This window comes from Nonomuraea sp. 3N208 (assembly GCF_052245935.1).
In the GTDB taxonomy this organism is placed as follows: Bacteria; Actinomycetota; Actinomycetes; order Streptosporangiales; family Streptosporangiaceae; genus Nonomuraea.
Map to the genome: position 1 here is coordinate 311,868 of NZ_JBQQBR010000006.1, position 25,900 is coordinate 337,767.

Below are 25,900 nucleotides of genomic sequence, written 5' to 3' on the forward strand. Positions count from 1 at the left end.
CTCGTAGGCTGTGCCCAGCATTCCGCAGCCACTCGACCCCGGCGACGACGGCCGTGCCGCACCCGCGGTGGCCGCCGCTCTCGCCGCCTACCAGGCGGGCACGGCCGAGCCCACCAACGTGCTCAACGCCCTCAGCGGCGCCAGGCTCCTGGTGCCTGTGGTCGCCCTGCTGACCCAGTCCGAGGTCGGCGCGCACGGGCTGCGGCAGGAGAAGGAGAGCGAGATGGCCCTCCCCAAGCTCGTCGGGCAGGATGGCAGGCAGGCGGTGCTGGCGTTCACCGGGGCGGAGGCGCTGGCCAGGTGGCGGCCGGACGCCCGGCCGATCCAGGCGACCACGCTGCAGGTGTGCCGGGCCGCCGTGCAGGAGCAGGCGGCGGCGGTCGTGGTGGACGTGGCCGGGCCGGTGCAGTTCGTGATCGAGGGCGCGGTGCTGGAGGCCCTGGCGGCGATCGAGTCCGGCACCGCCGACCGGCTCGAGCGCGCGACCGTGGCCAAAGTGGAGCTGGTACGCAGGCGCCGCTGGTTCTCCCGGCGCTGAGCCGGGGACGCGTCGGTTCCCCGGCGATGACCGGGGTCAGGGCACGGACGAGCGGCGCCGTTCCCAGGTGTCTGCCGCGCGGTTCGCCAGAGCGTGAAGGAGATTGACGGTCACGACCGCCGGCGCCACCACCGCCACGAATCCGTCCAGCGACCGCTCGAACACCAGCGCCAGGATCACGGCCGTGACCCCGTTCTGCTGCGCAAGTGGGCGACGGCCGCCGCGTTGATCAGCCAGGCCGGGCCGCGCCGCACCAGCCGCCACACCACGTACGCCACCGCGGCGAACAACGCGTTCCATCCCAGATCGGCCAGATGGGACACGGAGATCCCGTCGGACGAGAACGCCAGCGTGGCCGCGTACACCGACAGGACGACCGTCACCGGATCGTCGAACGATGCCCACGCCGCCAGGGTCGTGCGGGCCTTGGGCGAGAGCCGCGAGTCGCCCATGACGGACGCCACGGACAGCGGGTCGATCTGCGCCACCGCCACCGCGAGCATCACCGCGAGTGGATCGCCGGTGAACAGGTAGAGGACGCTCGCGATGAACGCCGCCTTCAGCACCACCCCGACCGTGACCGCCGCCACGATCAGCCGGGCATGGGCGCGTGCCACGGCTCTGTCGATGTCGTGCGTGCTCCCGTACAGGCCGATGGCCCGCAGCAGCTGACTGGCCAGCAGGTACGTCTCGGACGTCTCCAGATCGCCGATGCCGGTGAGACGTGCGGTGCCCCATCCTGCGAGCAGGACGAGGATCAGGAGCCAGACTCGGGCCACTCGCACCGCCTCCGGCGGCGCGGGTGGCCGGGCCGAGGTCCCGGCCCGGCAACGGGCCTCCGAAGCCTCGCTGCGTCAGCGCCTGCAGGCGGCCAACGAGCGCATCCGCGCCCTGGCGAAAGACAAAGCCGACCTGCGCGAGCAACTGGCCGCAGCCCTTGACGAGCTCAGGTCGCGAAAGGCTCAACGCTAACTGCCCCGGCCAGGCCGTCGCGGGTCAGCGCCGGGCGAGGTCGTCACCCGCTGCGAGCATCGGAGCGCTGGGCGCGCAGGCGCCGGTGGTGGCGGTTGCGAGCGCCCAGCAACACGGCGGCCAGCACAGCGGAGACCACCGAGGCGAGCAGGACGGCGCCCTTGGCGTCGGTGAGATGCGCCGCGTCGGCGTAGGAGAGCTCGGCGATCAACAGGGAGACGGTGAAGCCGATGCCGCCGAGCACCCCGACGCCGGCGATGTCGGCCCAGCCGAGTTGCGGGTTCAGATGCGCGCTGGTGAAGCGAGCGGTCAGCCACGTAGCGCCGAAGATGCCCAGCAGCTTGCCGCCGACCAGGCCGGCGAGGATGCCCCAGGTGATGGCGCTGCTCCAGAACCCGCCCGCTCCGGATACCGAGACGCCCGCCGACATCAGCGCGAACACCGGCAGCGCAAGCCCGGACGAGACCGGCCGCAGGACTTCCTCGGCCCGGTGCGAGGGACTGGACCTCTCGCCCTCGCGTGCGCTGGTGCGCATGAGCAGGCCCATCGCGACTCCGGCGATCGTGGCGTGGATGCCGGAGGCATGCATCAGCGCCCAGATGACCAGGGCGAGCGGCCCGAACAGCAGCCATCCCGGCACCGTCGCCCGCACCCGGGTGACGGCCCGGCCGCGCCCGTTCTGCAGGTAGCCGAACACGGCCAGGCCCGCGGCGGCGAGCCCGAGCGCGGCCAGGGACAACTCGCCGGTGTAGGCGACGGCGATGACAATGACTGCGCAGATGTCGTCCACCGTGGCGAGCGTGAGCAGGAACGTGCGCAAAGGGGTTGGCAGGTGCCGGCCGATCACCGCCAGGACGGCGATGGCGAAGGCGATGTCGGTGGCCATCGGGATGCCCCACCCGCCGCTCGCCTCGCCGCCGGTGCCGGCGATGACGGCCAGGAACAGCGCGGCCGGCACCAGCACGCCGCCCAGGGCGGCCACGATCGGCAGGATGGCCCGGCGGGGGTTGCGCAACTCGCCGTGGACCAGTTCCTGCTTCAGCTCGTTGCCGACGATGAAGAAGAACACCGCCAGCAGCCCGTCCGCTGCCCAGGAGTGCACGGGCAGGTCCAGGTGAAGGAAGGCGGGCCCGAACTGGAAAGAACGCAAGGACTCGTACGAGGCCGACAGGGGCGAGTTCGCCCAGGTAAGCGCGATCAAGGCGGCACCGATCAGCAGCGAACCGCTGACGACGTCCAAGCGCAGCGCAGCGGTCATCCGCGCGAAGGCAGACACGAAGGAAACTCCAGATACGGGTCGGTGAAGGGCGTCGAGGGGGGAGCCCGTGCCGCCCGTGTGCGGGCATGGGGAGGTGACCGGGAGAGCCGGTGCGGGCGGGCGGTGTCCCGCCGGGATCGGCAGGGCTCAGACGGCCTTCGGCGGAGACCCGCCCGTGATCGCGCCCCAGGTGCTGACGTAGCCGTTCGTCCCGATCGGCCGGTGCTCCAGCGGCTCCAGCACCGCAGAGTCGCCACACCCCGACTGGAGGCCATCGGGTCGAGGAGCCACAAAGACGAGGCTGTGCCGAACCATCGAGCTCCCCTCCTTCTGGCCTGCGTACCTCGACGTGATTCTAATTATGAGCCCGCCCACAGAGGCCACCGTCATCGCGCCGACCACCATGACCGGCAGCCTGCCACGGATCCGGCCGACCACGAGCGCGATCACCGCCAGCCCGCCCACCACGGCGAGGACGGTGAGCGCGCGGGACACGTTGTAATCCTCACCCTCGATGTACCAGGCCAGCATCTCCAGTAACACAGGGGCGAGCACGAACGTCGCGATGACGACCGCGATCCTGGCGAACCGATCCCTGTCCACGAGGGAAGTGTCCGTGATTGTCGGCCCTCGCCGCAATAGCACCGCTTTCGAACTGTACGGCGCAGTCCGCTTCGATCGGGCCGCGGAAGGCGAACGCCGCGCCGGCCGGCGAATCCATGCCGGCTCGCGCGCCAGGCGGGTCCATGCCGGCCCGCCCGCCGGCCGGCCGGTCCATGCCGGCTCCGTTGATCGGCCGCAGGAGGGCCGGGGCCCGCACTAGGGTCGGCTCGTGGTCGCACTCATGGCGCTGGCCGGACTCGTCTGCGGACACCGCATCAGGACCCTGGCCGACTCCTACGACGGCCTCCCGGAGCTTCCCTGGCCGCCGAAGTCCGAGCTGGTGACCGCCGCCGTCACCGCGCTCGTCGCCTGGCGCCTCGGCCTCCCTTACGTGCCGTTCGCCGTGATCGGCGTCGCTCTGGCCGTCATCGACTGGCGCACGACAATTCTGCCCGACGCGATCACGCTTCCCGCGTACCCGATCACCGCACTGGCCCTCCTGCCCACCGGCGAGCTGCCGAGAGCGTTGGCCGGAGGGGCGGCGCTGGCAGCGATCTACGGGCTGCTGTGGGTCATCAGACCGGACGCGCTGGGGCTCGGAGACGTCAAGCTGGCCGGGCTCATCGGCATGGCGGGCGCCGCGCTGGGCTGGCAGGCCTGGGTGGTCGCGGCGTTCTGCGGGCAGCTGCTCGGCGCGCTCTACGCCCTGGCGCTGCTCGTGACCGGGCGCGGCACCAGGCACACGCAGTTCCCGTTCGGGCCGTTCATGCTGCTGGGGGCGTTCACCGTGCTGTGTCTCGACACGTGAACGTGGGACATCCCACTCGGCGGCGCATGGAAGACTTGTACGCATGTTGCGCTGGTTGACCGCCGGAGAGTCCCACGGGCCCGAACTCGTCGCCATCCTCGAAGGCCTCCCGGCCGGGGTGGAAGTGACCACGGCCGCGATCGACGAGGCCCTGCGCCGCCGCCGTCTCGGCTATGGCCGCGGCGCCCGGATGAAGTTCGAGCAGGACCAGGTCACCATCGTCGGCGGCGTACGCCACGGGCGGACCATGGGCAGCCCGGTCGCGATCCGCATCGGCAACACCGAGTGGCCCAAGTGGGAGAAGGTCATGGCGGCCGATCCGGTCGACCCGGCCGAGCTGGAGGGCCTGGCGCGCAACGCGCCCAGGTCGCGCCCGCGCCCGGGCCACGCCGACCTGGCTGGCATGCAGAAATACGGGTTCGACGACGCCAGGCAGGTGCTCGACCGGGCCAGCGCCCGCGAGACCGCCGCCCGCGTCGCGCTCGGCGAGGTCGCCAGGCGCTTCCTCAAGCAGGCCCTCGGCGTCGACATCGTCAGCCACGTCACTGAGATCGGCGGCGCCCGGACCCCGACGGAGGAGCTGCCGGGGCCCGGCGATCTGGCCAGGATCGACGAGGACCCGGTGCGGTGCTCCGACCCCGAGGGCAGCGCCGCCATGATCGCCGTGATCGACAAGGCACACAAGGACGGCGACACGCTCGGCGGCGTCGTCGAGGTGCTCGCCTACGGCCTGCCGCCGGGCCTGGGCAGCTACACGCACTGGGACCGCAGGCTCGACTCCCGGCTCGCCGCGGCGCTCATGGGCATCCAGGCGATCAAGGGCGTCGCGGTCGGCGACGGCTTCGAGACCGCGCGCAGGCCCGGGTCCCGCGCCCACGACGAGATCGAATACACCGCCGAGGACGGCGTCAAGCGCATCACCAACCGCGCGGGCGGCGTCGAAGGCGGCATGACCAACGGCGAGATCCTGCGGGTCAGCGCCGCCATGAAGCCGATCTCCACCGTGCCCAGGGCGCTGGCCACGATCGACGTCAAGACCGGCGAGGCGGCCAAGGCACACCACGAGCGCTCCGACGTGTGCGCCGTGCCGGCGGCCGGCGTCGTGGCCGAGGCCATGGTCGCGCTGGTGCTGGCCGACACGGCGCTGGAGAAGTTCGGCGGCGACTCGGTCGAGGAAGTCGCGCGCAACCTGTCCGGCTACCTCTCCTCCATGGTGATCAAATGACACGGTGGAGCGAACGAGGAGGGGTGAAATGACGACAGTAGTCCTGATCGGGCCTCCCGGGTCCGGCAAGACGACCATCGGGCGGCTGCTCGCCGAGCGGCTCGGCGTCGGCTTCCGCGACACCGACGCAGACGTGGAGGCCGTGGCGGGCAAGCCCGTCTCCGATGTCTTCGTCGAAGACGGGGAGGCCCGCTTCCGCGAGCTGGAGCACGAGGCCGTACGCCGGGCGCTGGCCGAGCACGACGGCATCCTGTCGCTCGGCGGCGGCGCCGTGCTCAACGAGGAGACCCAGGCGCTGCTCGCCGGCCACCACGTGGTCTACCTGCAGGTGGGGCTGTCGGACGCGGTCCAGCGGGTCGGGCTCGCCTCCGCCCGGCCGCTGCTCGTGCTCAACCCGCGCAGCCAGCTGAAGAAGCTCATGGAGGAGCGGCGGCCGGTCTACGAGCGGCTGGCCGTGGTGACCGTGGTGACGGACAAGCGCGAGCCGGCCGAGCTCGCCGACGAGATCGTGAAGGGGCTGCCCGCATGACCGCCGCGACCAGGATCACCGTACGCGGCGACAGCCCGTACGACGTGGTGGTCGGCACAGGTGTGCTGGCCGAGCTGACCACGCTGCTCAAGCCGGGCGTGCGCACGGTCGCCGTGATCTGCCCGGAGACCCTGCCGCAGATCTCCCGGCCGGTCTGCGCGGCGCTGTCCGGCGCCGGCTACGACGTGGTCGAGCTGCCCGTGCCGGACGGCGAGCAGGCCAAGACCGTCGAGGTGGCCGCCGGGCTGTGGTCGGCGCTCGGCCGTCACGGCGTGACCCGCTCCGACGCCGTCGTCGGCGTGGGCGGAGGCGCGACGACCGACCTGGCCGGGTTCGTCGCCGGCACGTGGCTGCGCGGCGTGCAGGTGGTGCTCGTGCCCACGACCCTGCTGGCCATGGTCGACGCGGCGGTCGGCGGCAAGAACGGCATCGACACGCCCGAGGGCAAAAACCTCGTCGGCACGTTCCTGCCGCCCGCGGGCGTGTTGTGCGAGCTGTCCACGCTGGACGGCATGCCGCGGCAGGACTACGTGGCAGGCCTGGCCGAGATCATCAAGGGCGGCTTCATCGCCGACCCGGAGATCCTCCGCCTCATCGAAGAAGACCCCGAGGCCGCCACCCGCCCCGACGGCCCCCACACCCGCGAGCTGATCGAGCGCAAGATCCAGGTCAAGGCCGACGTGGTGGGCGCCGACCTGCGTGAGGCGGGGCTGCGCGAGATCCTCAACTACGGCCACACGCTCGCCCACGCCATCGAGCGCAACGAGCACTACGGCATCCGCCACGGCGAGGCCGTCGCCATCGGCATGGTCTACGCCGCCGAGCTGTCCCGGCTCTCCGGCCGCGCCGACCTGGTGGATCGCACCCGCGAGATCCTCACCAGCGTGGGCCTGCCCATCTCCTACCGCGCCGACGCGTGGCCGCAGCTGCGCGACCACATGCGGCTGGACAAGAAGAACCGCGGCGCCAAGCAGCGGTTCGTGGTGCTCGACGACCTGGCCAAGCCCGGCCGCCTCGAAGACCCCTCGGAAGAGCTGCTCGACGCCGCCTACAAGGAGATCTCGGCATGATCCTCGTGCTCAACGGGCCCAATCTGCGCAGGCTCGGCACCCGTGAGCCCGACGTCTACGGCGCCGAAACGTTCGAGGACCTGGCCGAGCTCTGCCGCGACACCGGGCGCAAGCTCGGCGAGCACGTCGAAGTGCGCCAGACCGACGACGAGGCCGAGATGATCGGCTGGATCCACGAGGCCTGCGACGGTCGCATCCCCGTCGTGCTCAACCCCGCCGCGTTCACCCACTACTCCTACGCCCTGCGCGACGCCATCGCCCAGCGCACCGCCCCGCTCGTCGAGGTGCACATCAGCAATCCGGCCGCCAGGGAAGAGTTTCGCCATACCTCCGTCGTGGCCGGGGTGGCGACGGGCACCATCGCCGGGTTCGGACTACAGTCGTACGTCCTTGCGCTGCAGGCTATTTCGGAGATGAACACCACCTCATGAGGCACTACAAGTCCTTCGTCGCGCTCGGCGACAGCTTCACAGAAGGACTGAACGACCCCGGCGTCAACGGCCACTACCGCGGCTGGGCCGACCGGGTGGCCGAGCGGCTCGCCGCCGACGACCCGTCCTTCCGCTACGCCAACCTGGCCGTCCGCGGCAAGCTGATCGACCAGATCGTCGCCGAGCAGGTGCCGCTGGCCGTCGAGATGGCGCCCGACCTGGTCAGCTTCTGCGCCGGGGGCAACGACCTGCTCAGGCCGGGCAGCGACCCGGACGTGATGGCCAAGAAGGTCGCGCGGGCCGTGCGGGACCTGCGGGCGGGCGGGGCGGACGTGCTGCTGTTCACGGGGGTGGATCCGCGGGACACGCCGCTGATGCGGCGGCTGCGCGGGCGGTTCGCGATCTTCTACTTGCACGTGCGGTCCATCGCCGACCTGTACGGGTGCCGGCTCGTGGACCAGTGGTCGATGCAGGGGCTGCGGGACTGGCGGGCGTGGAGCGCCGACCGGCTGCACATGAACGAGGACGGGCATCGGCTGGTGGCGGCGCGGGTGCTGGACGTGCTGGGGGTGCCGTTCGAGGACTGGCGCAAGGACTGGCCCGCGCGCGTGGTGGATCCGCGTTCGCGGCGGCGCGAGGATGCCCAATGGATGCGCGAGTATCTCGTCCCGTGGGTGGCGCGCCGCCTCCGGGGGGTGTCTTCCGGCGATGGCATCCCCCCCAAGCGCCCCGACCTCACGCCGTTTGGGTGATTATCTGTTACGCGTTGCCGTGGTTTGCCACCCGCCGTACTTCGGCTGAGGGCCCTCCAGGAAACGGCCTCTGACCCTTCACCGGTGGGCCACCGTTACGCGAGCGTCTTCTGGACCGGCTCCGTGGTTCGAAGGCTGGATCGGCTCCGTAGGCTGCCCTTCTCTGGATGCACGACGGCCACAGGGCCCCGGACCCGGCGTCCCCAACCGAAGGCGGCCACACCGCCGGCGGCCCACGACTTGCGACGCGCGCGGTGGCGGCAGGACCCGCCCCAACGCCCCCACCCGGGACGGCTCCCCGCCTCAGGACGCCCCCACCGCGGGACGCCTCCGACTGGGACGCTTCCGACCGGGGCGCCCCCACCGCGGGACGCCTCCGATCCCGGACGACGGGGAGGTGCCCTCCGGGAGGCTCTGACCCGGGACGTCCGGGTCACGGGCCTGCGGGCGACGAGAAGGCGGGAGGGTGTTATGCGGTTGGTTCGGCTGCTAGGCGTTTTAGGGCGGCGCGGGGGACGGAGGGGTCCGTGGTGCGCCAGAACGGGGGGAGGGAGCCCAGGAGGAAGCCGCTGTAGCGGGCGGTGGCGAGGCGGGGGTCGAGGACGGCGATCACGCCCTTGTCGTTCTGGGCGCGCAGGAGGCGGCCGGCGCCCTGGGCCAGCAGCAGGGCGGCGTGGTTGGCGGCCACCGCCATGAAGCCGTTGCCGCCCCGCGCCGCTACATGGCGCTGCCTGGCCGACGTCAGCGGGTCGTCCGGGCGTGGGAACGGCACCCGGTCGATGATGACCAGCCGCAGCGACGGTCCGGGCACGTCCACGCCCTGCCACAGCGACAGCGTGCCGAACAGGCAGGTCGGCTCGTCCTCGGCGAACTGCTTGACCAGCAGCATCGTCGAGTCGTCACCCTGGCACAGCAGCGGCACTTCCAGCCGCTCCCGCAGCGCTTCCGTTGCCGCCTTGGCCGCGCGCATCGACGAGAACAGCCCCAGCGTGCGCCCCCCGGCAGCCTCGATCAGCTCGGCGATCTCGTCCAGATACTGTTGCGGCAGCCCGTCGCGGCCCGGCTGGGGCAGGTGCTTGGCGACGTACAGGATCCCGGCGCGGGGGTGATCGAACGGCGAGCCGACGTCGATGCCCTGCCAGCCCTTGGCGTCGCCGAGCCCCCACTGCCCGGCCAGCCCGTCGAACGTGCCGCCCAGCGCCAGGGTCGCGGAGGTCAGGATCACCGTACGCTCGCCGAACAGCTTGTCACGCAGCATGCCGCTGACCGTCAGCGGCGCCACTCGCAGCGCGGGGGGACGCCGGTCGGTGCCGGCGTCGAGCCACACGACCTCCGCCCGGTCGGCCTCGGAGTCGTGCCCGTAGGCCTCCAGCATGCGTACGGTCGTGTCGTGGACCTCGTCCAGGGCCGTGAACGCCGCCTTGCGCTGCCCGGCTTTGTCCGGGTCGTCCTTGTCGGCGCCGCGTGGCCCCATGGCCGTGATGCAGCGCCAGGCGGTGTCGCGGATCAGCTGCAACGTCAGGCCGAGCACCTGCGGCATTTCGTCGATGCGGCCGGGCGGGGCGGCGGCCAGCAGCGCCTTGAGGTCCTCTCCGGCCTCCTGGAGCTGGTCGGCGACCGTCTGCTCGATCAGCCTGCCCACCCGGCGGACCGACAGCGACACCGTCAGCTCCGACAACTCGCCGGTCACCACTGACGTCACGCGGTCGACCAGCTCGTGCGCCTCGTCCACGACCACGACCTCGTGCTCGGGCAGCACCGGCAGGTCACCCATGGCGTCGATGGCCAGCAGCGCGTGGTTGGTCACCACCACATCGACCTCGCCCGCGCGGGCCCTGGCCAGCTCGGCGAAGCATTCGGCGCCGCTCGGGCAGCGGTTGGCCCCCAGGCACTCCTGCGCGCTCACCGAGAACTGCCGCCACGCCTGCTCGCTCACTCCCGGCACCAGCTCGTCCCGGTCGCCGGTCTCGGTCTCCTCGGCCCACTCCTGGATGCGCTGCACCATGCGGCCCGTCGCGCTCACCTCGCGCGGGTCGAACAGCTGGTCCTGCTCGTCCTCCTCGGGCCAGCCCGCCGTGGCTTTGTAACGGCACAGGTAGTTGCGGCGGCCCTTCAAGATCGCGAACGTGGGCTCGTGCGGCAGCTCCTTGCTCAGCGTCTCGGCCAGCCTGGGCAGATCGCGGTCCACGAGCTGGCGCTGCAGCGCGATCGTGGCCGTGGACACCACGACCGGCTTGTCGCTGTCCATGGCGTGGCGGATCGACGGCACGAGGTACGCCAGGGACTTCCCGGTCCCCGTGCCGGCCTGGACCGCCAGGTGTTCCTCGTCGTCGATGGCCTGCTGCACGGCGCGGACCATCGTGATCTGGCCCTGCCGTTCGCTCCCTCCGAGAGCGCCGACCGCGATGCTGAGGAGTTGGTCCACTGGCGGGAGATGGGAGTCCGGCACGGCAGTAAACGCTACCCGCATTTTCCGGGTCGCCGTGCCGAACGCGGTGTGATCGGCCATGCGCATCCCGACATTCCTGAATCCTTTCGGCGGGGCGCATGGCACACTGGGCGATCGGGACTCCAACTGGTCAAACAGATCTTCCGGAGTGTGATCAGAGGGATTCGCGGTGTATAGGGGAAGGCCGGTTCTGTAGGGTTTTCCGGGGTTGAGTGGACGAATAAAGGCTGGTTAAAGCAGTATGTCTGCCATGTCGGAAGTTGTCCCGTTGCCGTCGTTCGGCGAAGTCTTCTTCGATGCCCGAGGTCAGGAGCGGTGTCTCCGGGTCACGTGGCACGAGGGCACCTTGGTGCTCAGCCTGTGGCGGGGGGAGATGTGCACAGCGAGCTTCCGCATGCCGATGGAGGACGTCGGCCGGCTGCTCGACACCCTTGACGGGGGCTATGCCGAGGCCACGGGCGAGCAGCCCGCCGTGCCCGCGCACGATCCGGGCACCGAAGTCATGCCGGGCACAGGCCAGTACCAGCGGCCGCCGCAGCCCGCTGCTCAGCAGCCGGCCCACCATCAGCTCGACGAACGTCCCACTGCCGCGTTGTCGCCCAATGACGTCCTCGTGGCCAGGGGCCCGGCGCCGCAGGACAAGCTCGTCGCCTCGTACGGCGAGACCGCAGCGCCCAGGGACACCACCCCGGCTTACGGCGAGCGGGGGGCGGCGCCCTTCACTGGGCCCCAGTACATCGACTCGACCGCACCCCAGCCCCAGTACACCGGCGACCCCTTCAGCGGCCCTCAGTACACCGGCGATCCCTTCAGCGGCCCTCAGTACACCGCCGAGGCCCAGTACCAGCAGCAACCCGATCGCTTCGGCGGTCCCCAGTATGCGGACAACCAGCCCGTCTACCAGATGCCCGAGGAACAGCGCCGTCCGGCGCCGCTGAGCACCGACCCCCTCGGCTTCCCCTCCCAGGCTGCCGACCCCTATGCGGCGGCCCCTCAGCACCGGTCCGAGCCGTACCACTCCGACCCGTACTCGTCCGAGTCCTACGCGTCTGATTCCTTTGGGCGGCATCAGGAGACTTACCAGCAGCCCCAGCATCAGCCCCAGCCGCAGCCGCAGAGTCAGAGCGCCGCCGGCCTGGGCACGCCCATGCACGGCATCCCGGGCGCAGGGCGGCGCCACGCCCCCCAGCAGCCCGCCCGCGATGACTACGCCGGCTACCAGCAGGCGCCGCAGGCCAACCCGGTGGATCCGCTGCTGGCCCTCGGCCGGCAGGAGCCCCAGCAGCCGGATGCGGGCATGTCCCGCCCGTACGTCGGGGATCCCATGTTCTCTACCGGCGAGCGCCTACGTCCCGAGCAGCAGCATCCGGACTACCACCAGCGGAGCGACCGCAGGGAGTGGTGATTCACCCGGCGCGCCCAGGTACGCTCTCCGCGAGGTGATCGGGCCGAGGGAGAAGGAGCGCCGTGAGTCCCATCCTGGGCTTGCAACTGCTGCTGGTGGCCGCCAGCGGTATCGCGGTCGCCGCCGTGGCGCGGCGCAAGGGATGGCCGGCCCCGCTGCTGCTGGTGGCCGCGGGGCTGCTGGCCTCGCCGCTGGTGCCGGCGGTGCCGCTGGATCCCGAGCTGGTGTTGTTCGTGTTCCTGCCGCCGCTGCTCTACTCGGCTGCGCTCGACAGCTCCTACCTGCGCCTGCGTGACGTCAAGCGGGCCGTGCTGCTGCTGTCGATCGGGCTGGTGCTGTTCACGACGGCCGTGGTCGGGTTGCTCGTGCACCTGCTGCTGCCGGACTTGCCGCTGGCACTGGCGTTCGCGCTCGGCGCCATCATCGCGCCGCCCGACGCGGTGGCCGCCGTCGCGGTCGGCCGGCGGCTCGGCCTGCCGCGCAGGACGCTGACGATCCTGATCGGGGAGAGCCTGTTCAACGACGCCACGGCGCTGACGGCCTACCGGGTGGCGATCGGTGCGGCTGTGGGCGGCACCGTGGACCTGTTCCAGAGCGTCGGAACGTTCCTACTCGCGGCGGCGGGCGGGGTGGCGATCGGGCTGGCGCTGGCGTTCGTGTTCGCCTGGGTGTTCGAGCACACGCGCGACTCGCTGGTCGAGAACACGCTGATGTTGTTGATCCCGTTCGCCGCGTTCGCCGCGGCCGAGACCGTGCACGCCTCCGGCGTGATCGCGGTGGTGATCATCGGCCTCTACCTGGGCCACCGGATGCATCTGCGGGGGTTCGGCACCCGGCTGGTGTCGGACGCGGTGTGGAAGGTCACCGACTTCTTCCTCGAGACGATCGTGTTCGTGCTGATCGGGCTGCAGCTCGTGACCGTGATCCAGGGCATCTCCGGTTACAGCGCGTGGGCGGTCGCCGGATACGCGGGGGCGGTGCTCGCGGCGACGATCCTCACCAGGTTCGTCTGGGTGTTCGTCGCGACCTGGCTGATCGGGCTGGTCGCCAAGAACACCAGGCAGCCGGTGCCCACGACGAAGCAGGCGGTGATCCTGAGCTGGGCGGGCATGCGGGGCGTGGTGTCGCTGGCGGCGGCGTTCGCCATCCCGCCGGAGGTCCCTCCCCGTGACCGCGCCATGTTGTTGTTCCTGACGTTCACGACCGTGATCGGCACGCTGCTCATCCAGGGCACCACGTTCCCCGCGCTGATCAGGCGGCTGGGCGTGACGACCGAGCGGGAGCGCTACGAGGACCGCCTGGCCGAGGCGGCGGCTCAGCAGGCGGCGCTGGAGGCCGGACTGGCCGAGTTGGAGCGGCTCGTCGCCGAGGAGGGCGAGCCCGACGAGATCCAGAAGCAGGTCATCGACCAGCTGAGGGAGAAGTCGTGGCGCCGTTCGCTGACCGCCTGGGAGCGCCTGGGCGGCGGCACGGGATCGGGCGGCGCGGAGACCCCGAGCTCGCTCTACCGCCGGCTGCGCCGCGACATGCTGCAGGCCGAACGCCAGGTCTTCGTGCGCCTGCGCGACGAGCGCCGCCTCGACGACGAGGTCCTGCGCGAGGTGATGGCCCAACTCGACTTCGAGGAGGCCATCCTGGAACGCTAGCCCGAGCCGCCCCGGGCCGCGGTCGCCAGCGCTAGCCCATCTGACTGTCCACGAAGCACCACCGCCAGTCCTCGCCACGCTCGAACGACTGGATCACCGGATGGTTCGTCGCGTGGAAGTGAGCGGTGGCGTGCTTGGCGGGCGAGGAGTCGCAGCACCCGATGTGGCCGCATTCCAGACAGCGGCGCAGGTGCACCCACCGGCCGCCGTCGGCCAGGCACTCCTCGCAGCCCTCCGGCGTGTTCGCCGAGGGGTCGCCCGCCCGGGAAAGATGCTCGCAGATTGCCATAACAGCAATCTTAGGGCCAGTGTCCCGTCTAATTTCGGCCGGGCCTCTTGTCGGTTGCCGGGCGAACGTGGACATTGTGGTCAGGCGGGGGGAGTGACATAGGCCACACTGTCCCGAGGAGCCGCGCTTGCTGGAGGTCCGCAACCTCGAGGTCGTCTACGACGACGTGATGCTCGTGCTGCGTGGCGTGAGCCTCATCGTCCCCCCTGGATCGATCGTGGCCCTGCTCGGCGCGAACGGCGCGGGTAAGACCACGCTGCTGCGTGCCCTGTCCGGGCTGCTCGACGTGCACGACGGCGAGATCACCAAGGGCAGCGTCACGCTGGAGGGCGAGCCCATCCACCATCTCAAACCCGCCCAGATCGTCCGGCGCGGAGTGAGCCAGGTGATGGAGGGCCGCCGCATCCTGTCCGAGCTGACCGTCGAGGAGAACCTCAAGGTCGGCGGCCACACCGCGACCGCCTCCCACCTGGACCGCGTGTACGGTCTGTTCCCCCTCCTACAGGAGCGGCGCAAGAGCGTGGCCGGTTACCTGTCGGGCGGCGAGCAGCAGATGCTGGCCGTGGGCCGCGCCCTCATGGCGGGCCCGAAGTACCTGCTGCTCGACGAGCCCAGCCTGGGCCTGGCACCGTCCCTGGTCGGCCAGGTACGCGACCTCATCGTCGAGATCAACCGGCAGGGCACCACGGTCCTGCTGGTCGAGCAGAACGCCACCATGGCCCTGTCCATCGCCTCCCACGGCTACGTCATGGAGACCGGGAAGATCGTCATGGACAAGCCGTCGCAGGAGCTGCTCGCCGACGAGGACATCAAGGAGTTCTACCTCGGGGCCGTCCGGTCCTTCCGCGAGGTCAAGCACTACAAGCGGAGGAAACGATGGCTCTCCTGACGTTCGAGGACGTGCACCTGAGCTTCGCCGGCGTCAAGGCGGTGGACGGCGTCTCCTTCGAGGTGAGACAGGCGGAGCTGCTGGCCGTCATCGGGCCGAACGGCGCCGGCAAGACCTCGATCTTCAACGTGCTCTCCGGCGTCTACCGGCCCCAGCGCGGCCGGGTCACGTTCCTCGGCGAGGACCTGCTGCTCAAGCGGCCGCACGAGATCGCCGCGATGGGCCTGGCCAGGACGTTCCAGAACGTTGAGCTGTTCCACAACCTCACCGTCCTGGACAACCTCATGCTCGGCCGCCACCACCACTTCCGCTACGGCGCGTTCTCCGCCCTCCTCTGGTACGGGCGCACCCGGCGCGCGGAACTGGCCGCCCGCGCCAAGGTCGAGGACATCATCGACTTCCTCGAGCTGGAGGCCTGGCGCCGCCATCCCGTGCGGCTGCTCCCGTACGGGATCCAGAAGCGGGTGGAGCTGGGCCGGGCGCTGGCCATGGAGCCGCGGCTGCTGCTGCTCGACGAGCCGGTGGCCGGCATGAACCTGGAGGAGACCGAGGATATGGCCAGGTTCGTCCTGGACATCCGTGACGAGCTGGGCATTCCGATCGTGCTCGTGGACCACGACATGGGGCTCGTCATGGACCTGGCCGACCGGGTGCTCGTGCTGGACTTCGGCCGCCCCGTCGCGCTCGGCAGCCCGGCCGAGGTGCAGCGGGACCCCAAGGTGATCGAGGCGTACCTGGGAGGCACGGCATGACGACGATCGTGGACAGGGTGTGGGAGCGGGCCAGAACGACGCCTGACGCGGTCGCCATGCGGCACAAGGACTTCGGCATCTGGCAGGAGGTCACCTGGGCGGCGTACTGGACGCACGTCGAGCTGGTCGCGCACGCCCTGCTCGCGCTCGGCGTCGAGCCCGGCGACCGGGTGGCCGTCCACTCGGAGAACCGTCCGGAATGGCTGTACGGCGACCTCGGCACGGTCGCCGTGCGCGGCATCACGGTCGGCCTCTACCCCACGAACCCGCCCGCCGAGGTCGCCTACCTGCTGGCGGACTCCGGCGCCAAGATCCTCATCGCCGAGGACCAGGAGCAGGTCGACAAGGCCCTGGCCGTTCTGGACGAATGCCCCGACCTGCGGCGCATCGTCTACATCGAGCCGCGCGGCATCCGCGGCCGCTACGACGACGAGGTCCTGATGTCCTGGCCGGAGCTGCTCGCCCTCGGCGCCGAGCACCGGGCCGCGCACCCGGACGCGGTGGAACGCCGCATGGCCGAAGCGGCGTCCGACGACGTGGCGACGCTCATCTACACCTCGGGCACCACCGGACCGCCCAAGGGCGTCATGCTCACCCTCCGCAATGTCGAGTTCGCCGTCGACACCCTCGTCACGGGCGGCGGCTTCACCTCGCCGCCACCGTCGGAACGCGACCTCGCGCTGTCGTACCTGCCGCTGTGCCACGTCGCCGAGCGGGCGTTCACCGTGTGGTTCAACTCGGCGGCCGGCGTGCAGGTGAACTTCGCCGAGTCCATCGACACCGTCCAGGCCAACCTGCGCGAGGTACAGCCCACGATCCTGTTCGGGGTGCCGCGCATCTGGGAGAAGGTGCTCGCCCAGGTCAACATCAAGCTGGAGTCGGCCTCGCCGGTGAAGCGGGCGACGACCCGGTTCTGGCTGCGGGTGGCCGACCGGATCGGCGACACGCTCGTACGCACCGGGGGCAGACACACGGCAGGGACGCGGCTGGCGTACGGGATCGGCTGGGTGTTCTGCTACCGCGCGCTACGCGAGCGGCTCGGCATGCGGCGCGTGCGCTACGCCGCCTCCGGCGCCGCGCCCATCGCGCCCGACGTGCTCAAGTTCTACATGGGGATCGGCATCCCCATGCACGAGGTGTACGGGATGAGCGAGAACACCGCCATCGCCACCGCCAACCGCCCAGGCCGGGTGCGCCTCGGCACGGTCGGCGAGCCGCACCCCGGCATCGAGCTGAAGATCGACGAGGCCACCGGCGAGATCATGACCAGGCATCCCGGCAACTTCGCCGGCTACTGGCGCAACCCGCGCGCCACCGCCGACGTGCTCGACCCCGACGGCTGGCTGCACACCGGCGACGTGGGCGAGTGGGTGGACGGCACGCACGTGCGGATCACCGACCGGATGAAGGACATCATCATCACGGCCGGCGGCAAGAACGTCGCGCCCAGCGAGATCGAGAACGCGCTGAAGGCGTCGCCGTACCTGAAGGAGGCCGTCGTCATCGGGGATCAGCGGCCGTACCTGGTGGCGTTGATCGGGATCGAGCCGGACACGGTGGGGGAGTGGGCGCGGCAGCGCGGACTGCCGTACACCACCTATCGGGATCTGTCGGAGAAGCCGGAGACACGGGATCTCGTCCGGGGGATCGTCAACGAGGTGAACGAACGGTTCGCGTCGGTCGAGCAGGTCAAGCGGTTCGCGTTCCTGCCGAAAGAGCTCGACCACGAGGACGGCGAGCTGACCGCCACGCAGAAGGTCAAGCGCAGTGCCATCGCCAAGCTGTTCGAGGACCTGGTGGAAGGGATGTATGCCCGGTGAAGGGGCTGCTGGAGTCGGTCATCAGGGGCCTGGGCAACGGGTCGGTGTACGCGTTGCTCGCGCTCGGGTTCGTGATCATCTACAAGGCCACGCGGGTGATCAGCTTCGCGCAGCCCGCGCTGATGCTGGCCGGCGCCGTCGCGGTGAGCTACCTGGCCGAGGTGACCGGGTTCTACGTGGCCGTGCTGCTGTCGGCGTTGCTCATCGCGGGGGTGGCGCTGGGCATCGAGCGGGTCGCGATCCGCCCCATGGTGGGGCGACCGGTGTTCGTGGTGGCGATCATCACGCTCGGCATCGACGTGGTCGTGCGGGTGGTGGTCAACGGCTTCATCGGCAGGGACGTGCGGCAGATGGGCGATCCGTGGGGGTTCACGCAGGTCTCGCTCGGGCCTCTGGTCGTGCAGTCGCGCTGGCTGGCCATGCTGCTGGTCACCGCCGTGCTGGTCGGGTTGCTGTTCGCGTTCTTCCGCTTCACGAAGTACGGCCTGGCCATGCGGGCGGCGGCCTTCGACCAGGAGACCGCGCTGGCGCAGGGCGTGTCGGTCGGCACGGTGTTCGCGCTGTCCTGGGGGCTGGCCGGGTTCCTGGCGGCGATCGCCGGGATGTTCGTCGGCACCGGGCAGGGCATCGAGCAGCTGACCTGGGTGATCGCGTTGAAGGCGCTGCCGGCGATCATCGTCGGCGGGCTCGACTCGCTCGGTGGCGCCGTCGTGGGCGGGCTGGTGGTGGGGGTGGTGGAGTCGCTGTTCCAGTCGTACCAGGGTGAGTTCGCGCCGTGGTTGGGGCAGAACGTAGCGGTTGTCTCGCCCTACATGGTGATGCTGATCGTGTTGCTGGTCAGGCCGTACGGCCTGTTCGGGACCCGGGAGGTCGAGCGGGTATGACCGAGACGCGTTCCGCGGCGGCCCCTGCCGCCCCTGACATACCGACCGGCCGGTCTCGAAAGGTGCGGGGCCGACCGCTGCTCTACACCTCCTACGCGCAGGACATGGCGCTGCTCGACACCCGGGCCAAGCGAGTGTGGACCGGGGTGCTGGTGCTGCTCGCGTTCGCGCTGGCGGTGCTGCTGCAGGACCGGTCGCTGGAGGTGCTGGCGGGGGCGTACGTGCTGGCCATCGGGGCGATCGGGCTCAACATCGTCACCGGGTACGCCGGCCAGGTCTCCCTCGGCCACGCCTTCTTCGTCGCCATCGGCGCCTACACGGCGGCAGCCCTGTCCGGACCTGTCGATGGCGAGCGGCTCGGCTACGGGATCGCGGAGATCTGGATCTGGCTGCCCGCCGCCGGGCTGGTCGCCGCCGCGGCCGGGGTGCTCGTCGCGCCGCTGGCCACCCGCCTGCGCGGCCTCTACCTGGCCGTCGTCACGCTCGGCCTGGTCTTCCTCGGCGAGCACGTCTTCAAGGAGTGGCAGGAGCTCACGGGAGGCCCCGGGGTGGGGCGGGAGGCCGCGATCCCGCAGCTCTTCGGCACCCGCCTGGACCAGGACGGCCCGCTCGGCACCAAGGAGCAGACCCTGTACGTCCTCATGCTGGTGCTGCTCATCGCCTTCGCCGTCGCCGCCCGCAACCTGGCCCGCTCACGCATCGGCCGCGCCTTCGCCGCCATCCGCGACCGCGACATCGCGGCCGAGGTCATCGGGGTGCCGCTGACGCGGAACAAGGTGCTGGCGTTCGGGATCTCGTCCTTCTACGCCGGGTGCGCGGGCGGCCTGCTCTACACGATCTCCGGGTACGTCGAGCCGGGCTCGTTCAGCCTGCTCATGTCGGTGCAGTTCATCGCGATGGTCCTGATCGGCGGCGTGGCCACCGTTTCGGGAGCCATCGCGGGCGCGTTGTTCATCTCGCTGTTGCAGCCCCTCACCAGGTCGCTGCCCTCGCTGGTGCCGTTCGTCAGCGGCGACACCACGCAGACCCCCAACGTGTTCCAGGTCGAGACCGTCCTGTACGGGCTGCTGATCGTGCTGTTCCTCATCTTCGAGCCGCGCGGCCTGTTCGGTCTGTGGATCCGGATCCGCAACTACTGGAAATCCTGGCCTTTTTCATACTGAGAAGGGATTTTTCATGAAGAGTCGCTGTGTGGTGGCGTTCACCGCGTTGGTGGCACTTCTGTCCGCATGCGGCGTCTTCCGGGGGGACGACGAGGGCAGCAAGGCCGGCGCCCAGGCTCCAGGTGTCACCGCGGAGCCCTGCCCGAACGCGGTCGACCGCAACAAGGGCTGCATCTACCTCGGCTCCATCTCCGACCTCACCTCGGGCCCGTTCGCCGCGCTCGCCGTCCCCATCACCGACGCGCAGAAGGCGTTCTGGGCCCGTGTCAACAAGGCGGGCGGCGTCGGCGGCAAGTACGAGGTGGACGTGACCCGCTACGTCCGCGACAACAAGTACAACCCCGAAGTACACCGGCAGGTCTACAACGAGATCAAGGACCAGGTGCTCGGCCTGGCCCAGACGCTTGGCTCACCCACGACCGCCGCCATCATCGGCGACCTCAAGGCCAACAACATCGTCGCCGCCCCAGCCTCCTGGACCTCGGCCTGGGAATTCGAGGACGTGATCATCGAATCCGGGTCGAACTACTGCGTCGAGGCCATGAACTCCGTGGACTACGCGATGGAGACGTACAAGCCGAAGTCGGTCATGGCCGTCCATCTGGCCGGCGACTACGGCGCGGACGCCGCCGCCGGCGCCAAGATCGCCGCCGAGCGCAACGGCCTGACCTTCACCAGCGTCGAGACCCCGAGCGGCGCGAACGAACAGGGCCGCGCCATCACCGAGATCACCAAGAACAAACCAGACCTGGTCATCCTCACGACGGGCCCGGCCGACGCCGCGACGATCATCGGACAGGCCGCCGCGGCCGGCTACAAGGGCCGCTTCATCGGCACCGGCCCCACCTGGAACCCCGCGTTGCTGAAGTCGCCCGCCGCACCGGCCCTGAAGGCCCTGTACGAGCAGTCCGCCCCCGGCAAGCCCTGGGCCGCCGACACACCGGGCCACAAGGCCATGCGCGAGGCGTTCCCGAACGTGACCGCCAATGACGGCTACACCTCGGGCTGGGCCTGGGCGTACCCGCTGAAGGCGGCCCTGGACAAGATGGTGGCCAGCGGCGACGTGAGCAGGAAGGGCCTGCTGGCGGCCGTGAAGACGCTGAAGACGGTGGACTACGAGGGCATGCTGCCCCCGGAGGCCGGAAACTTCGCGGACGACGCCAACACGGCGACCTTCCGCCAAACGTTGATCAACAAGGTTGACGACCAGGCGCCGACCGGCGTCTCGATCGTCAAGGACTTCTTCACGGGCGAGACCGCGAAGTCGTACACCTTCGACGGGCCCTGCTTCACCAAGCTGTAGCCCGGGGTCCGGGGGGCCAACTGCAAGGTCCTCCGCAGGGGGCGCTGCGCGCTATTGGGCTCCGGGCAGCGCCTCCCAGAGGGGCTCGCGCTCCCCTTCGACCCCCCGACAAGCACCCACCCGGGACCCGATTACCGAGTGGGCTGACGGGAGCCCGCCCCGAGCGGGCCTCACGGGGGCGCGCTTCGCGCGACGGGAGCTCGGGCTGCGCTGTGTGGGGGCCCCGCCCCCACACCCCCAGGCTGGGGATCTTCCGATCCCCAGACCTCAGGGACGTTGCCTGGTTTCCGCACCTCAAGGTGTGGCTCCCGCAATAGTTACAGGGACCTCCTAGGCCAGCGTTCGCACACTCGCCCGGGCGCAGATCAGGCGTCCGACATGCAAGTGCACTCGGTCAGCAAGCGGCGAGGCCATCCACGGCACGAACGATGTCGGCTTTACGCGTGATCGCCGTCGATGCTGCCTTCACTGGCGCACGATCGTGTTGATCGACGGTCGCCGCCATCTCCAGTCCGTGGTCGATGGCCACGGCAGCGGTGAAGGACCGGGACTTGAGGATCGAGGCGAACAGGCGCGAGAGTTCGCCCGGGCCTCTCGCCTTGAGGAGTTGGCGTCGTTCCTGTCGGCTGATCTCCGCATAGGCCCACAGGCTCGAGGTGTTCCCGTGGCCATCCAGGCACTCGAAAATGTAGTACCTGCGGTGCTGTTGGATGATCCCGGCGAGTGGAACGTCGTAGTGGTTGAGGATCTTGTCGATCTTCGCAGTGTCGGCTGGACACCACGGTTCGGCACCGATCCGCAGATGGATCTGATCACTCATCCCCGCCCTCCTTCCACTCGGGCTGGCCGAAGCATCCATTGAAACGGACGCTGTCATCGCTAGTCCATTCCCGCTTCGCGTCTAGATTCTCCACCGAAACGTGGAGCTCGTTCCACCTGCTCGGCGTGTATGTGACCCGAGAGCCCTGCTCGCGTAATCTGCCCGCCGTCGTGTAGCGGACACCTTCGCCCTTATGGGCACTCGCTGTCCGATTTGGGAAGTTCGCTACAGCTTCATCGACCGTGAGCTTGCCTCGCATCAGTGAGACGGCGTTGGCGATATGTGGACGGACCGGACGGTCCTTGAATGGTTTGCCGTTGATCGGCCGCTCACTGTCTCCGTACTCCGTGAGTATCTCGTCATTGGCGATCTTGATCGTTCGCCCGAACCACTTCATGCTCGCGGATACTAAAGCCATCCTGCGCGGAGAGTAATCGAGAGATCGCTTTAAGTGGCTATGGCATGCTTTGAGTGCCGGCAGCCCGATTTCCGCACGTCACAGCTGGGCTCCTGCGGTGATGTACCAGGACGTTCCAGGCTAGCGTTCGGAGCGTTTGATCGGCTGGACCAACATCGCCGCAGCCGCCGACCCACTACCGCAGCCATCCCTCAGACGGTCTTCAGCTACTCGGTTTCACCACGTGAGAACGCTTCGGCCCTGGACCGAGCCGCCCTAGAGCTTCGCAGAGTAGCACGGCGGCCCAACGTGACAACCTCTCCCTCCCCCGGCCTTGCCAATAGCCTCGCCAAGTTGGTCGCCCAGGTGCTCAGTAAGATCCGGCCCCGGCTGATTCAGGCCGCGCTTTCGTGCAACCGCTCCGAGAGTGCCACCTGCGTCACTCCGACAACTTCCTGTCGGAGTGCGACCTGTGGATGCACGCGCGCTACCGGGAACTGCTGAGCGAGATCATCCCGTCCTACGTCACGCCTCCGGGGGCCGACTCCCAGGTCATTGGAGATGACCCAGACCTGTGCATACTGGTCGATCCGCTCGACACCAGCGAGCTGGCCGTGCGAGCCTTTCCCCCCTGCGGCTGAGGGTCCGGCTGCTCCAACCCCCGAATCGGCGCGCCAGAGGTGGACCAGGCGCCGCGCTAGCTCGTCGGCCTTGTCTGTGGGGATGCCGAAGACACCCCACACGTTTCTGCCCGCGAGGCATTCGCGTCCTTCACCTGCCACATCGCAGATGATCTGGTTCGCCATGTCGTGAGAGAGTTTGCTGATCTTGTGAGCGGTGAAGATGCCGTCGATGTACAGGTTCGCTTTCCCGTGTTCGACGTCGAAGTGCACCGAGGGGTAGTGCAGCGGGTCGTGTGTTGTGTTAGACCATTGGCGCGTGTCTACTGGGAGGCGAGCTCGGGCCAGCCATGCAGGCCGATGCCTACGCTGTCGAGGTAGAGGCTGATTCCAGCTGCCGTGTAGGGGACGGTGTTGTCCGGCAGTTGCTTGGCGGGGACCCAGCGCAGCTCGGCGCACTTGGTCGGCTCGGCGTTGAACACCTCGCCATTCCAGGAGTCGACGGCGAAGAACACGCCCATGCGCGGCTTTCCTTCTGGCGACAGGTGGTGGACCACGGTGGCAGGCTGCAAGGAGGCCGGATCCAGGTGGACGCCGACCTCCTCTCGAGCCTCGCGGACCGCGCAGTCCACCACCGTCTCACCCTCTTCCAGGTGACCCGAGGGCAGGCAGTACCAGCCGTCGCGGTATCCAGTGCCATCTCGGAGGCACAGCAGGATGTCGCTGCCGCGCTCGAGGATCACGTGGACATCGACGACCACCTTGTACCGCTGCGTCATGGCTAATCACCTCTGTGAGCTACTCCGCTTGGTTGCGTGACAGTAGCGCACTGGCGCGGCAGTTGATGGCCTGGACGGCGGCTTGCGGTGAAAACTCCCCGGTGTCCAATCTGAACGTGGGGAAGCCGTCCTCGGCCAGCACGCTGGCCAACTCGTCGTACAGGCGCACCTCCGGGTCGCTGGAGCCGTCGTGCTCGAATCGGGAGTGCGTGCCCCGCTCGCGCAGCCTGGCCTCCAGCACGTGCGGAGCGGCGGTAAGGATCACCGCCAGGTCAAGGCGCTGCGCGGGCGCGTAGAGGTGGCGGACGTACTCCAGCGGCACGCCGTCGAGCACCTGTAAGACGTAGGAGGAGGGCACGTACCGGTCGCACAGCACGAGCCCGCCACGAGCCAGCGCGGGCTGGATCTCCTCCGCCAGGTGATGGAACCGGTCGGCGGCTACCAGGCACGCCAGCGACAGTCCGTGAAAGTCGCTGGTATGAAGTTGTCGGAAGGGGCGCGCGCTGACCTGGGGACGACATCTTGTTCCGGACGGTTGCAGGTGACGTTGTTCAGATCTACCTGTCGGCGGGGCCGATCATGCCGCTCAACACGGCTAGAGAGGCCGAAGACAGTTGGAGGAACTCAGGGGTTACTGCATGAAGCTCCCGGGGCGGATATAGTTCGGTTATTCCGGAAATGCGGAATAACGAGAGCTGGGATGCCCATGGGACTGATCGAAGAACGGATCGCGGAGCTTGAGCGCCGGGTCGCCCTCCTGGAGGAGGCGCCCGCCCGCCGGCCACCGCCCGCGGACGCTCCACCGCGCCCCATCGCCGACGCGCCGCTCGACCTGCTCGATCTGATCCGGTCCAGGGCCGGAGGGGAGGCCCGACCAGACACGGTCATGTACGGCGGCGCGGTGACCTTCGAGGACCGCCACTACATGTGGGCGATGGAGCACGCGGCCGGCGAGGTGGCGGACGCGCACTGGGCCCGGGCCGCGGCCCTGCTCGAACGCCTCGGCAGCGGGCCGCGTCTGGCCCTGCTCGCCGCCCTCCTCAAGGAGCCGCGGACGCGCAGGGAGCTTCAGGAGGCACTCGGTGAGACGTCGACCGGGCACCTGTACCACCACCTCAAGGACCTGCAGAGCGCGGGCCTGCTCATCCAGCCGCGGCGCGGCGAGTACGCGATCGCGCCCCACGCCGTCGTGCCGCTGATGACGATCGTCGCCGTCGCCATGGATCTCGGCACCGCCGAGTCACCCCAGGAGGAAGCCGAATGAGAAGCGCTCTGGGCGGATTACTGGACGCCCCTTCACGGCCGGTGTGGCGGGCCTGGTCGAGGGGCGATGTGGAGGGCTGCGAGCGCCACGCCGAGACCTTGTCCGGCCCTTCCCGGGATCACCTGCTCTTCCTGTGCCACTCCGTGAAGCAGTCCTACGAGAAGGCGTTGTCCCACTACGACGCCCTCGCCGCGGTCGGCCGCGCGCCGAGGGCGCTGGACGAGCTGGTCGTTGAGGCCTGGCTGCACCTGGGCCGCCCCGATCGGGCTGTCGAGCACGTACGGCGGCGCCATGACGCCCGGCCGCGGGCCGTCGAGCAGGCGCTGCGCGTGCTCGACCCGAGGCTGACCCGCCCGCTGGGGGTGCGGCTCGACGGCGCCACCGCGCTTCCGTTCGCCGACCACGAGCTCGCGCCCTACCTTCCGGCCGTGGCGGCGACCATCGACGGCGTCGACGTACTGGCGCATCTCGACACCGGCGGCACCTTCGTCGTCATGGGACCACGACGCGCTACGGAGGCAGGCGTGGTGACCACTCCGGGGGGCACCAGCTCTCACGGGCTGCAGCGCGCCGAGCTACGTCACGGCACCATCGCCGAGCTGCGCCTGGGCGCCGCGTCGCTGACCAACGTGCCGGTCGAGGTGCTTTCCACCCTCGTCGGCCCCCAGGACCTGGTGATCATCGGCACCAACATCCTGGAACAGTTCCTGTCCACCGTCGACCACCCCCACAACCGCCTCATACTCTCCCCGAGGCGCCACCCCGACGCCGCCGCCGAACACTCCCGACTCCTCGCGGACAGCCCCGTGGCGGCGGAGTTCGGCTTCTACCTGTGGGCGGATCACTTCATGTTCGCGCGCGGCGGCTTCGGCCCACGCGACGACCTCACCTTCTTCATCGACTCGGGCCTGGTTTACGTGGACGACGCCGTGGAGCCGCCACGTCAGGCCTGCCTGCTGACCACGCCCCGCCACTACCGCGCCTGGGGCGTCCCGCGCCACCTGACGGGCCGCCCGCACTTCGACAGCCCCGAGCCGGTGTCACTCGGCCCGCTCACCCAGCGGGACCCGCTCGTGGCCGTCGCGAGGTCCCGGACGACGCCGTGGCAGTCCTTCGGCGGCGTATGCGTCGACGGCCTGCTGTCGCACGGCTTCCTCAAGGCGTACGCATGGACGCTGGACTTCGACAGGGGGCGGTACGTGTTCCGATCGGCGCCCGGCGCGGGTGAATAGGC

The 25,900-nt window shown here is 69.8% G+C and carries 28 protein-coding genes; 17 read left to right on the forward strand and 11 right to left on the reverse strand.

All coding sequences use genetic code 11. From position 1 onward, the window contains the following. Positions 1 to 10: 10 nt before the first annotated feature. A complete protein-coding gene (locus tag ACTWPT_RS11460) occupies positions 11 to 538 on the forward strand; it encodes an SseB family protein (RefSeq protein WP_443177266.1) in 528 nt (175 codons plus the stop codon). Positions 539 to 574: 36 nt separating this feature from the next. On the opposite strand, the gene ACTWPT_RS11465 is transcribed toward ACTWPT_RS11460, so the two are convergent. The 4 genes from ACTWPT_RS11465 to ACTWPT_RS11480 form a co-directional block, all read right to left on the reverse strand. Further along, positions 575 to 718, reverse strand: a complete 144-nt coding sequence (locus ACTWPT_RS11465; RefSeq protein ID WP_443177267.1) for a hypothetical protein — start codon at positions 716 to 718, stop codon at positions 575 to 577. Continuing rightward, positions 715 to 1,317, reverse strand: coding sequence for a hypothetical protein (locus tag ACTWPT_RS11470; RefSeq protein ID WP_443177268.1), 603 nt, complete (start codon positions 1,315 to 1,317; stop codon positions 715 to 717). Before ACTWPT_RS11470 ends, ACTWPT_RS11465 begins: the two co-directional genes overlap by 4 nt. Positions 1,318 to 1,553: 236 nt before the next feature. After that, positions 1,554 to 2,768, reverse strand: a complete 1,215-nt coding sequence (gene nhaA, locus ACTWPT_RS11475) for a Na+/H+ antiporter NhaA (protein ID WP_443177352.1) — start codon at positions 2,766 to 2,768, stop codon at positions 1,554 to 1,556. Positions 2,769 to 2,915: 147 nt separating this feature from the next. Further along, the gene (locus tag ACTWPT_RS11480; protein WP_443177269.1) at positions 2,916 to 3,371 is read right to left on the reverse strand and encodes a hypothetical protein; all 456 of its coding nucleotides are present in this window, start codon (positions 3,369 to 3,371) and stop codon (positions 2,916 to 2,918) included. A gap of 229 nt (positions 3,372 to 3,600) precedes the next feature. Between ACTWPT_RS11480 and ACTWPT_RS11485 the strand changes: the two genes are divergently transcribed. Genes ACTWPT_RS11485 through ACTWPT_RS11510 form a run of 6 tightly spaced genes read left to right on the forward strand, consistent with a single transcriptional unit; the run spans position 3,601 to position 8,186 of the window. Then, complete coding sequence (locus ACTWPT_RS11485) at positions 3,601 to 4,179, forward strand: prepilin peptidase (RefSeq protein WP_443177270.1); 579 nt, start codon at positions 3,601 to 3,603, stop codon at positions 4,177 to 4,179. 43 nt (positions 4,180 to 4,222) lie between these two features. Beyond that, complete coding sequence (aroC, locus tag ACTWPT_RS11490) at positions 4,223 to 5,404, forward strand: chorismate synthase (protein WP_443177271.1); 1,182 nt, start codon at positions 4,223 to 4,225, stop codon at positions 5,402 to 5,404. A gap of 28 nt (positions 5,405 to 5,432) precedes the next feature. Beyond that, complete coding sequence (locus ACTWPT_RS11495; RefSeq protein WP_443177272.1) at positions 5,433 to 5,933, forward strand: shikimate kinase; 501 nt, start codon at positions 5,433 to 5,435, stop codon at positions 5,931 to 5,933. After that, positions 5,930 to 7,003 (forward strand): 3-dehydroquinate synthase, encoded by a 1,074-nt coding sequence (gene aroB, locus ACTWPT_RS11500; RefSeq protein ID WP_443177273.1) that lies wholly within the window; start codon positions 5,930 to 5,932, stop codon positions 7,001 to 7,003. The genes ACTWPT_RS11495 and aroB overlap by 4 nt, the downstream gene beginning before the upstream one ends. After that, positions 7,000 to 7,434, forward strand: a complete 435-nt coding sequence (gene aroQ / locus ACTWPT_RS11505; RefSeq protein WP_443177274.1) for a type II 3-dehydroquinate dehydratase — start codon at positions 7,000 to 7,002, stop codon at positions 7,432 to 7,434. The genes aroB and aroQ overlap by 4 nt, the downstream gene beginning before the upstream one ends. After that, positions 7,431 to 8,186, forward strand: a complete 756-nt coding sequence (locus ACTWPT_RS11510; RefSeq protein WP_443177275.1) for an SGNH/GDSL hydrolase family protein — start codon at positions 7,431 to 7,433, stop codon at positions 8,184 to 8,186. The genes aroQ and ACTWPT_RS11510 overlap by 4 nt, the downstream gene beginning before the upstream one ends. 469 nt (positions 8,187 to 8,655) lie before the next feature. On the opposite strand, the gene ACTWPT_RS11515 is transcribed toward ACTWPT_RS11510, so the two are convergent. Beyond that, positions 8,656 to 10,656 (reverse strand): ATP-dependent DNA helicase, encoded by a 2,001-nt coding sequence (locus tag ACTWPT_RS11515; RefSeq protein WP_443177353.1) that lies wholly within the window; start codon positions 10,654 to 10,656, stop codon positions 8,656 to 8,658. Between the two features lie 229 nt (positions 10,657 to 10,885). On the opposite strand from ACTWPT_RS11515, the gene ACTWPT_RS11520 reads away from it, so the two are divergent. Continuing rightward, the gene (locus ACTWPT_RS11520; protein ID WP_443177276.1) at positions 10,886 to 12,040 is read left to right on the forward strand and encodes a hypothetical protein; all 1,155 of its coding nucleotides are present in this window, start codon (positions 10,886 to 10,888) and stop codon (positions 12,038 to 12,040) included. Between the two features lie 62 nt (positions 12,041 to 12,102). Beyond that, positions 12,103 to 13,686, forward strand: coding sequence for a Na+/H+ antiporter (locus ACTWPT_RS11525; protein WP_443177277.1), 1,584 nt, complete (start codon positions 12,103 to 12,105; stop codon positions 13,684 to 13,686). A 31-nt stretch (positions 13,687 to 13,717) separates the two neighbouring features. Here ACTWPT_RS11525 and ACTWPT_RS11530 read toward each other — a convergent pair whose 3' ends face one another. Then, positions 13,718 to 13,975, reverse strand: a complete 258-nt coding sequence (locus tag ACTWPT_RS11530; RefSeq protein WP_443177278.1) for a UBP-type zinc finger domain-containing protein — start codon at positions 13,973 to 13,975, stop codon at positions 13,718 to 13,720. A gap of 127 nt (positions 13,976 to 14,102) precedes the next feature. On the opposite strand from ACTWPT_RS11530, the gene ACTWPT_RS11535 reads away from it, so the two are divergent. From ACTWPT_RS11535 to ACTWPT_RS11560, 6 genes are read left to right on the forward strand one after another with little or no spacing between them, the layout of a single operon-like run. Beyond that, a complete protein-coding gene (locus ACTWPT_RS11535; protein ID WP_443177279.1) occupies positions 14,103 to 14,864 on the forward strand; it encodes an ABC transporter ATP-binding protein in 762 nt (253 codons plus the stop codon). Further along, a complete protein-coding gene (locus ACTWPT_RS11540; RefSeq protein WP_443177280.1) occupies positions 14,852 to 15,616 on the forward strand; it encodes an ABC transporter ATP-binding protein in 765 nt (254 codons plus the stop codon). Before ACTWPT_RS11535 ends, ACTWPT_RS11540 begins: the two co-directional genes overlap by 13 nt. After that, on the forward strand, positions 15,613 to 17,436 hold the full coding sequence (locus tag ACTWPT_RS11545) for an AMP-dependent synthetase/ligase (RefSeq protein ID WP_443177281.1): 1,824 nt from the start codon (positions 15,613 to 15,615) through the stop codon (positions 17,434 to 17,436). Before ACTWPT_RS11540 ends, ACTWPT_RS11545 begins: the two co-directional genes overlap by 4 nt. Further along, the gene (locus ACTWPT_RS11550) at positions 17,433 to 18,320 is read left to right on the forward strand and encodes a branched-chain amino acid ABC transporter permease (RefSeq protein ID WP_443177282.1); all 888 of its coding nucleotides are present in this window, start codon (positions 17,433 to 17,435) and stop codon (positions 18,318 to 18,320) included. The genes ACTWPT_RS11545 and ACTWPT_RS11550 overlap by 4 nt, the downstream gene beginning before the upstream one ends. Continuing rightward, positions 18,317 to 19,483: a branched-chain amino acid ABC transporter permease gene (locus ACTWPT_RS11555; RefSeq protein ID WP_443177283.1), complete on the forward strand. Its 1,167-nt coding sequence runs from the start codon at positions 18,317 to 18,319 to the stop codon at positions 19,481 to 19,483. Before ACTWPT_RS11550 ends, ACTWPT_RS11555 begins: the two co-directional genes overlap by 4 nt. Positions 19,484 to 19,496: 13 nt before the next feature. After that, positions 19,497 to 20,786, forward strand: a complete 1,290-nt coding sequence (locus ACTWPT_RS11560) for an ABC transporter substrate-binding protein (RefSeq protein ID WP_443177284.1) — start codon at positions 19,497 to 19,499, stop codon at positions 20,784 to 20,786. A 394-nt stretch (positions 20,787 to 21,180) separates the two neighbouring features. Here ACTWPT_RS11560 and ACTWPT_RS11565 read toward each other — a convergent pair whose 3' ends face one another. The 5 genes from ACTWPT_RS11565 to ACTWPT_RS11585 form a co-directional block, all read right to left on the reverse strand. Next, complete coding sequence (locus tag ACTWPT_RS11565) at positions 21,181 to 21,606, reverse strand: hypothetical protein (protein WP_443177285.1); 426 nt, start codon at positions 21,604 to 21,606, stop codon at positions 21,181 to 21,183. Beyond that, on the reverse strand, positions 21,599 to 22,003 hold the full coding sequence (locus ACTWPT_RS11570; protein ID WP_443177286.1) for a hypothetical protein: 405 nt from the start codon (positions 22,001 to 22,003) through the stop codon (positions 21,599 to 21,601). The genes ACTWPT_RS11565 and ACTWPT_RS11570 overlap by 8 nt, the downstream gene beginning before the upstream one ends. Before the next feature lie 395 nt (positions 22,004 to 22,398). Beyond that, complete coding sequence (locus tag ACTWPT_RS11575; RefSeq protein ID WP_443177287.1) at positions 22,399 to 22,896, reverse strand: hypothetical protein; 498 nt, start codon at positions 22,894 to 22,896, stop codon at positions 22,399 to 22,401. 50 nt (positions 22,897 to 22,946) lie between these two features. Continuing rightward, complete coding sequence (locus ACTWPT_RS11580; RefSeq protein WP_443177288.1) at positions 22,947 to 23,402, reverse strand: NUDIX hydrolase; 456 nt, start codon at positions 23,400 to 23,402, stop codon at positions 22,947 to 22,949. A 19-nt stretch (positions 23,403 to 23,421) separates the two neighbouring features. Next, a complete protein-coding gene (locus tag ACTWPT_RS11585; protein WP_443177354.1) occupies positions 23,422 to 23,943 on the reverse strand; it encodes a dTMP kinase in 522 nt (173 codons plus the stop codon). Positions 23,944 to 24,102: 159 nt separating this feature from the next. On the opposite strand from ACTWPT_RS11585, the gene ACTWPT_RS11590 reads away from it, so the two are divergent. Together ACTWPT_RS11590 and ACTWPT_RS11595 are read left to right on the forward strand one after the other, a co-directional pair. After that, a complete protein-coding gene (locus ACTWPT_RS11590; protein ID WP_443177289.1) occupies positions 24,103 to 24,666 on the forward strand; it encodes a hypothetical protein in 564 nt (187 codons plus the stop codon). Then, complete coding sequence (locus ACTWPT_RS11595) at positions 24,663 to 25,898, forward strand: retropepsin-like aspartic protease (RefSeq protein WP_443177290.1); 1,236 nt, start codon at positions 24,663 to 24,665, stop codon at positions 25,896 to 25,898. Before ACTWPT_RS11590 ends, ACTWPT_RS11595 begins: the two co-directional genes overlap by 4 nt. The last annotated feature ends 2 nt before the right edge of the window (positions 25,899 to 25,900 follow it).

Excerpts from the sequence above, each read along its gene's own strand:
- nhaA (WP_443177352.1), bottom strand. The coding sequence starts at position 2,768 with ATGACCGCTGCGCTGCGCTTGGACGTCGTCAGCGGTTCGCTGCTGATC.
- aroC (WP_443177271.1), top strand. The coding sequence starts at position 4,223 with ATGTTGCGCTGGTTGACCGCCGGAGAGTCCCACGGGCCCGAACTCGTC.
- ACTWPT_RS11495 (WP_443177272.1), top strand. The coding sequence starts at position 5,433 with ATGACGACAGTAGTCCTGATCGGGCCTCCCGGGTCCGGCAAGACGACC.
- aroB (WP_443177273.1), top strand. The coding sequence starts at position 5,930 with ATGACCGCCGCGACCAGGATCACCGTACGCGGCGACAGCCCGTACGAC.
- aroQ (WP_443177274.1), top strand. The coding sequence starts at position 7,000 with ATGATCCTCGTGCTCAACGGGCCCAATCTGCGCAGGCTCGGCACCCGT.
- ACTWPT_RS11510 (WP_443177275.1), top strand. The coding sequence starts at position 7,431 with ATGAGGCACTACAAGTCCTTCGTCGCGCTCGGCGACAGCTTCACAGAA.
- ACTWPT_RS11515 (WP_443177353.1), bottom strand. The coding sequence starts at position 10,656 with ATGCGGGTAGCGTTTACTGCCGTGCCGGACTCCCATCTCCCGCCAGTG.
- ACTWPT_RS11520 (WP_443177276.1), top strand. The coding sequence starts at position 10,886 with ATGTCGGAAGTTGTCCCGTTGCCGTCGTTCGGCGAAGTCTTCTTCGAT.
- ACTWPT_RS11530 (WP_443177278.1), bottom strand. The coding sequence starts at position 13,975 with ATGGCAATCTGCGAGCATCTTTCCCGGGCGGGCGACCCCTCGGCGAAC.
- ACTWPT_RS11540 (WP_443177280.1), top strand. The coding sequence starts at position 14,852 with ATGGCTCTCCTGACGTTCGAGGACGTGCACCTGAGCTTCGCCGGCGTC.
- ACTWPT_RS11545 (WP_443177281.1), top strand. The coding sequence starts at position 15,613 with ATGACGACGATCGTGGACAGGGTGTGGGAGCGGGCCAGAACGACGCCT.
- ACTWPT_RS11555 (WP_443177283.1), top strand. The coding sequence starts at position 18,317 with ATGACCGAGACGCGTTCCGCGGCGGCCCCTGCCGCCCCTGACATACCG.
- ACTWPT_RS11560 (WP_443177284.1), top strand. The coding sequence starts at position 19,497 with ATGAAGAGTCGCTGTGTGGTGGCGTTCACCGCGTTGGTGGCACTTCTG.
- ACTWPT_RS11565 (WP_443177285.1), bottom strand. The coding sequence starts at position 21,606 with ATGAGTGATCAGATCCATCTGCGGATCGGTGCCGAACCGTGGTGTCCA.
- ACTWPT_RS11570 (WP_443177286.1), bottom strand. The coding sequence starts at position 22,003 with ATGAAGTGGTTCGGGCGAACGATCAAGATCGCCAATGACGAGATACTC.
- ACTWPT_RS11580 (WP_443177288.1), bottom strand. The coding sequence starts at position 23,402 with ATGACGCAGCGGTACAAGGTGGTCGTCGATGTCCACGTGATCCTCGAG.
- ACTWPT_RS11590 (WP_443177289.1), top strand. The coding sequence starts at position 24,103 with ATGCCCATGGGACTGATCGAAGAACGGATCGCGGAGCTTGAGCGCCGG.
- ACTWPT_RS11595 (WP_443177290.1), top strand. The coding sequence starts at position 24,663 with ATGAGAAGCGCTCTGGGCGGATTACTGGACGCCCCTTCACGGCCGGTG.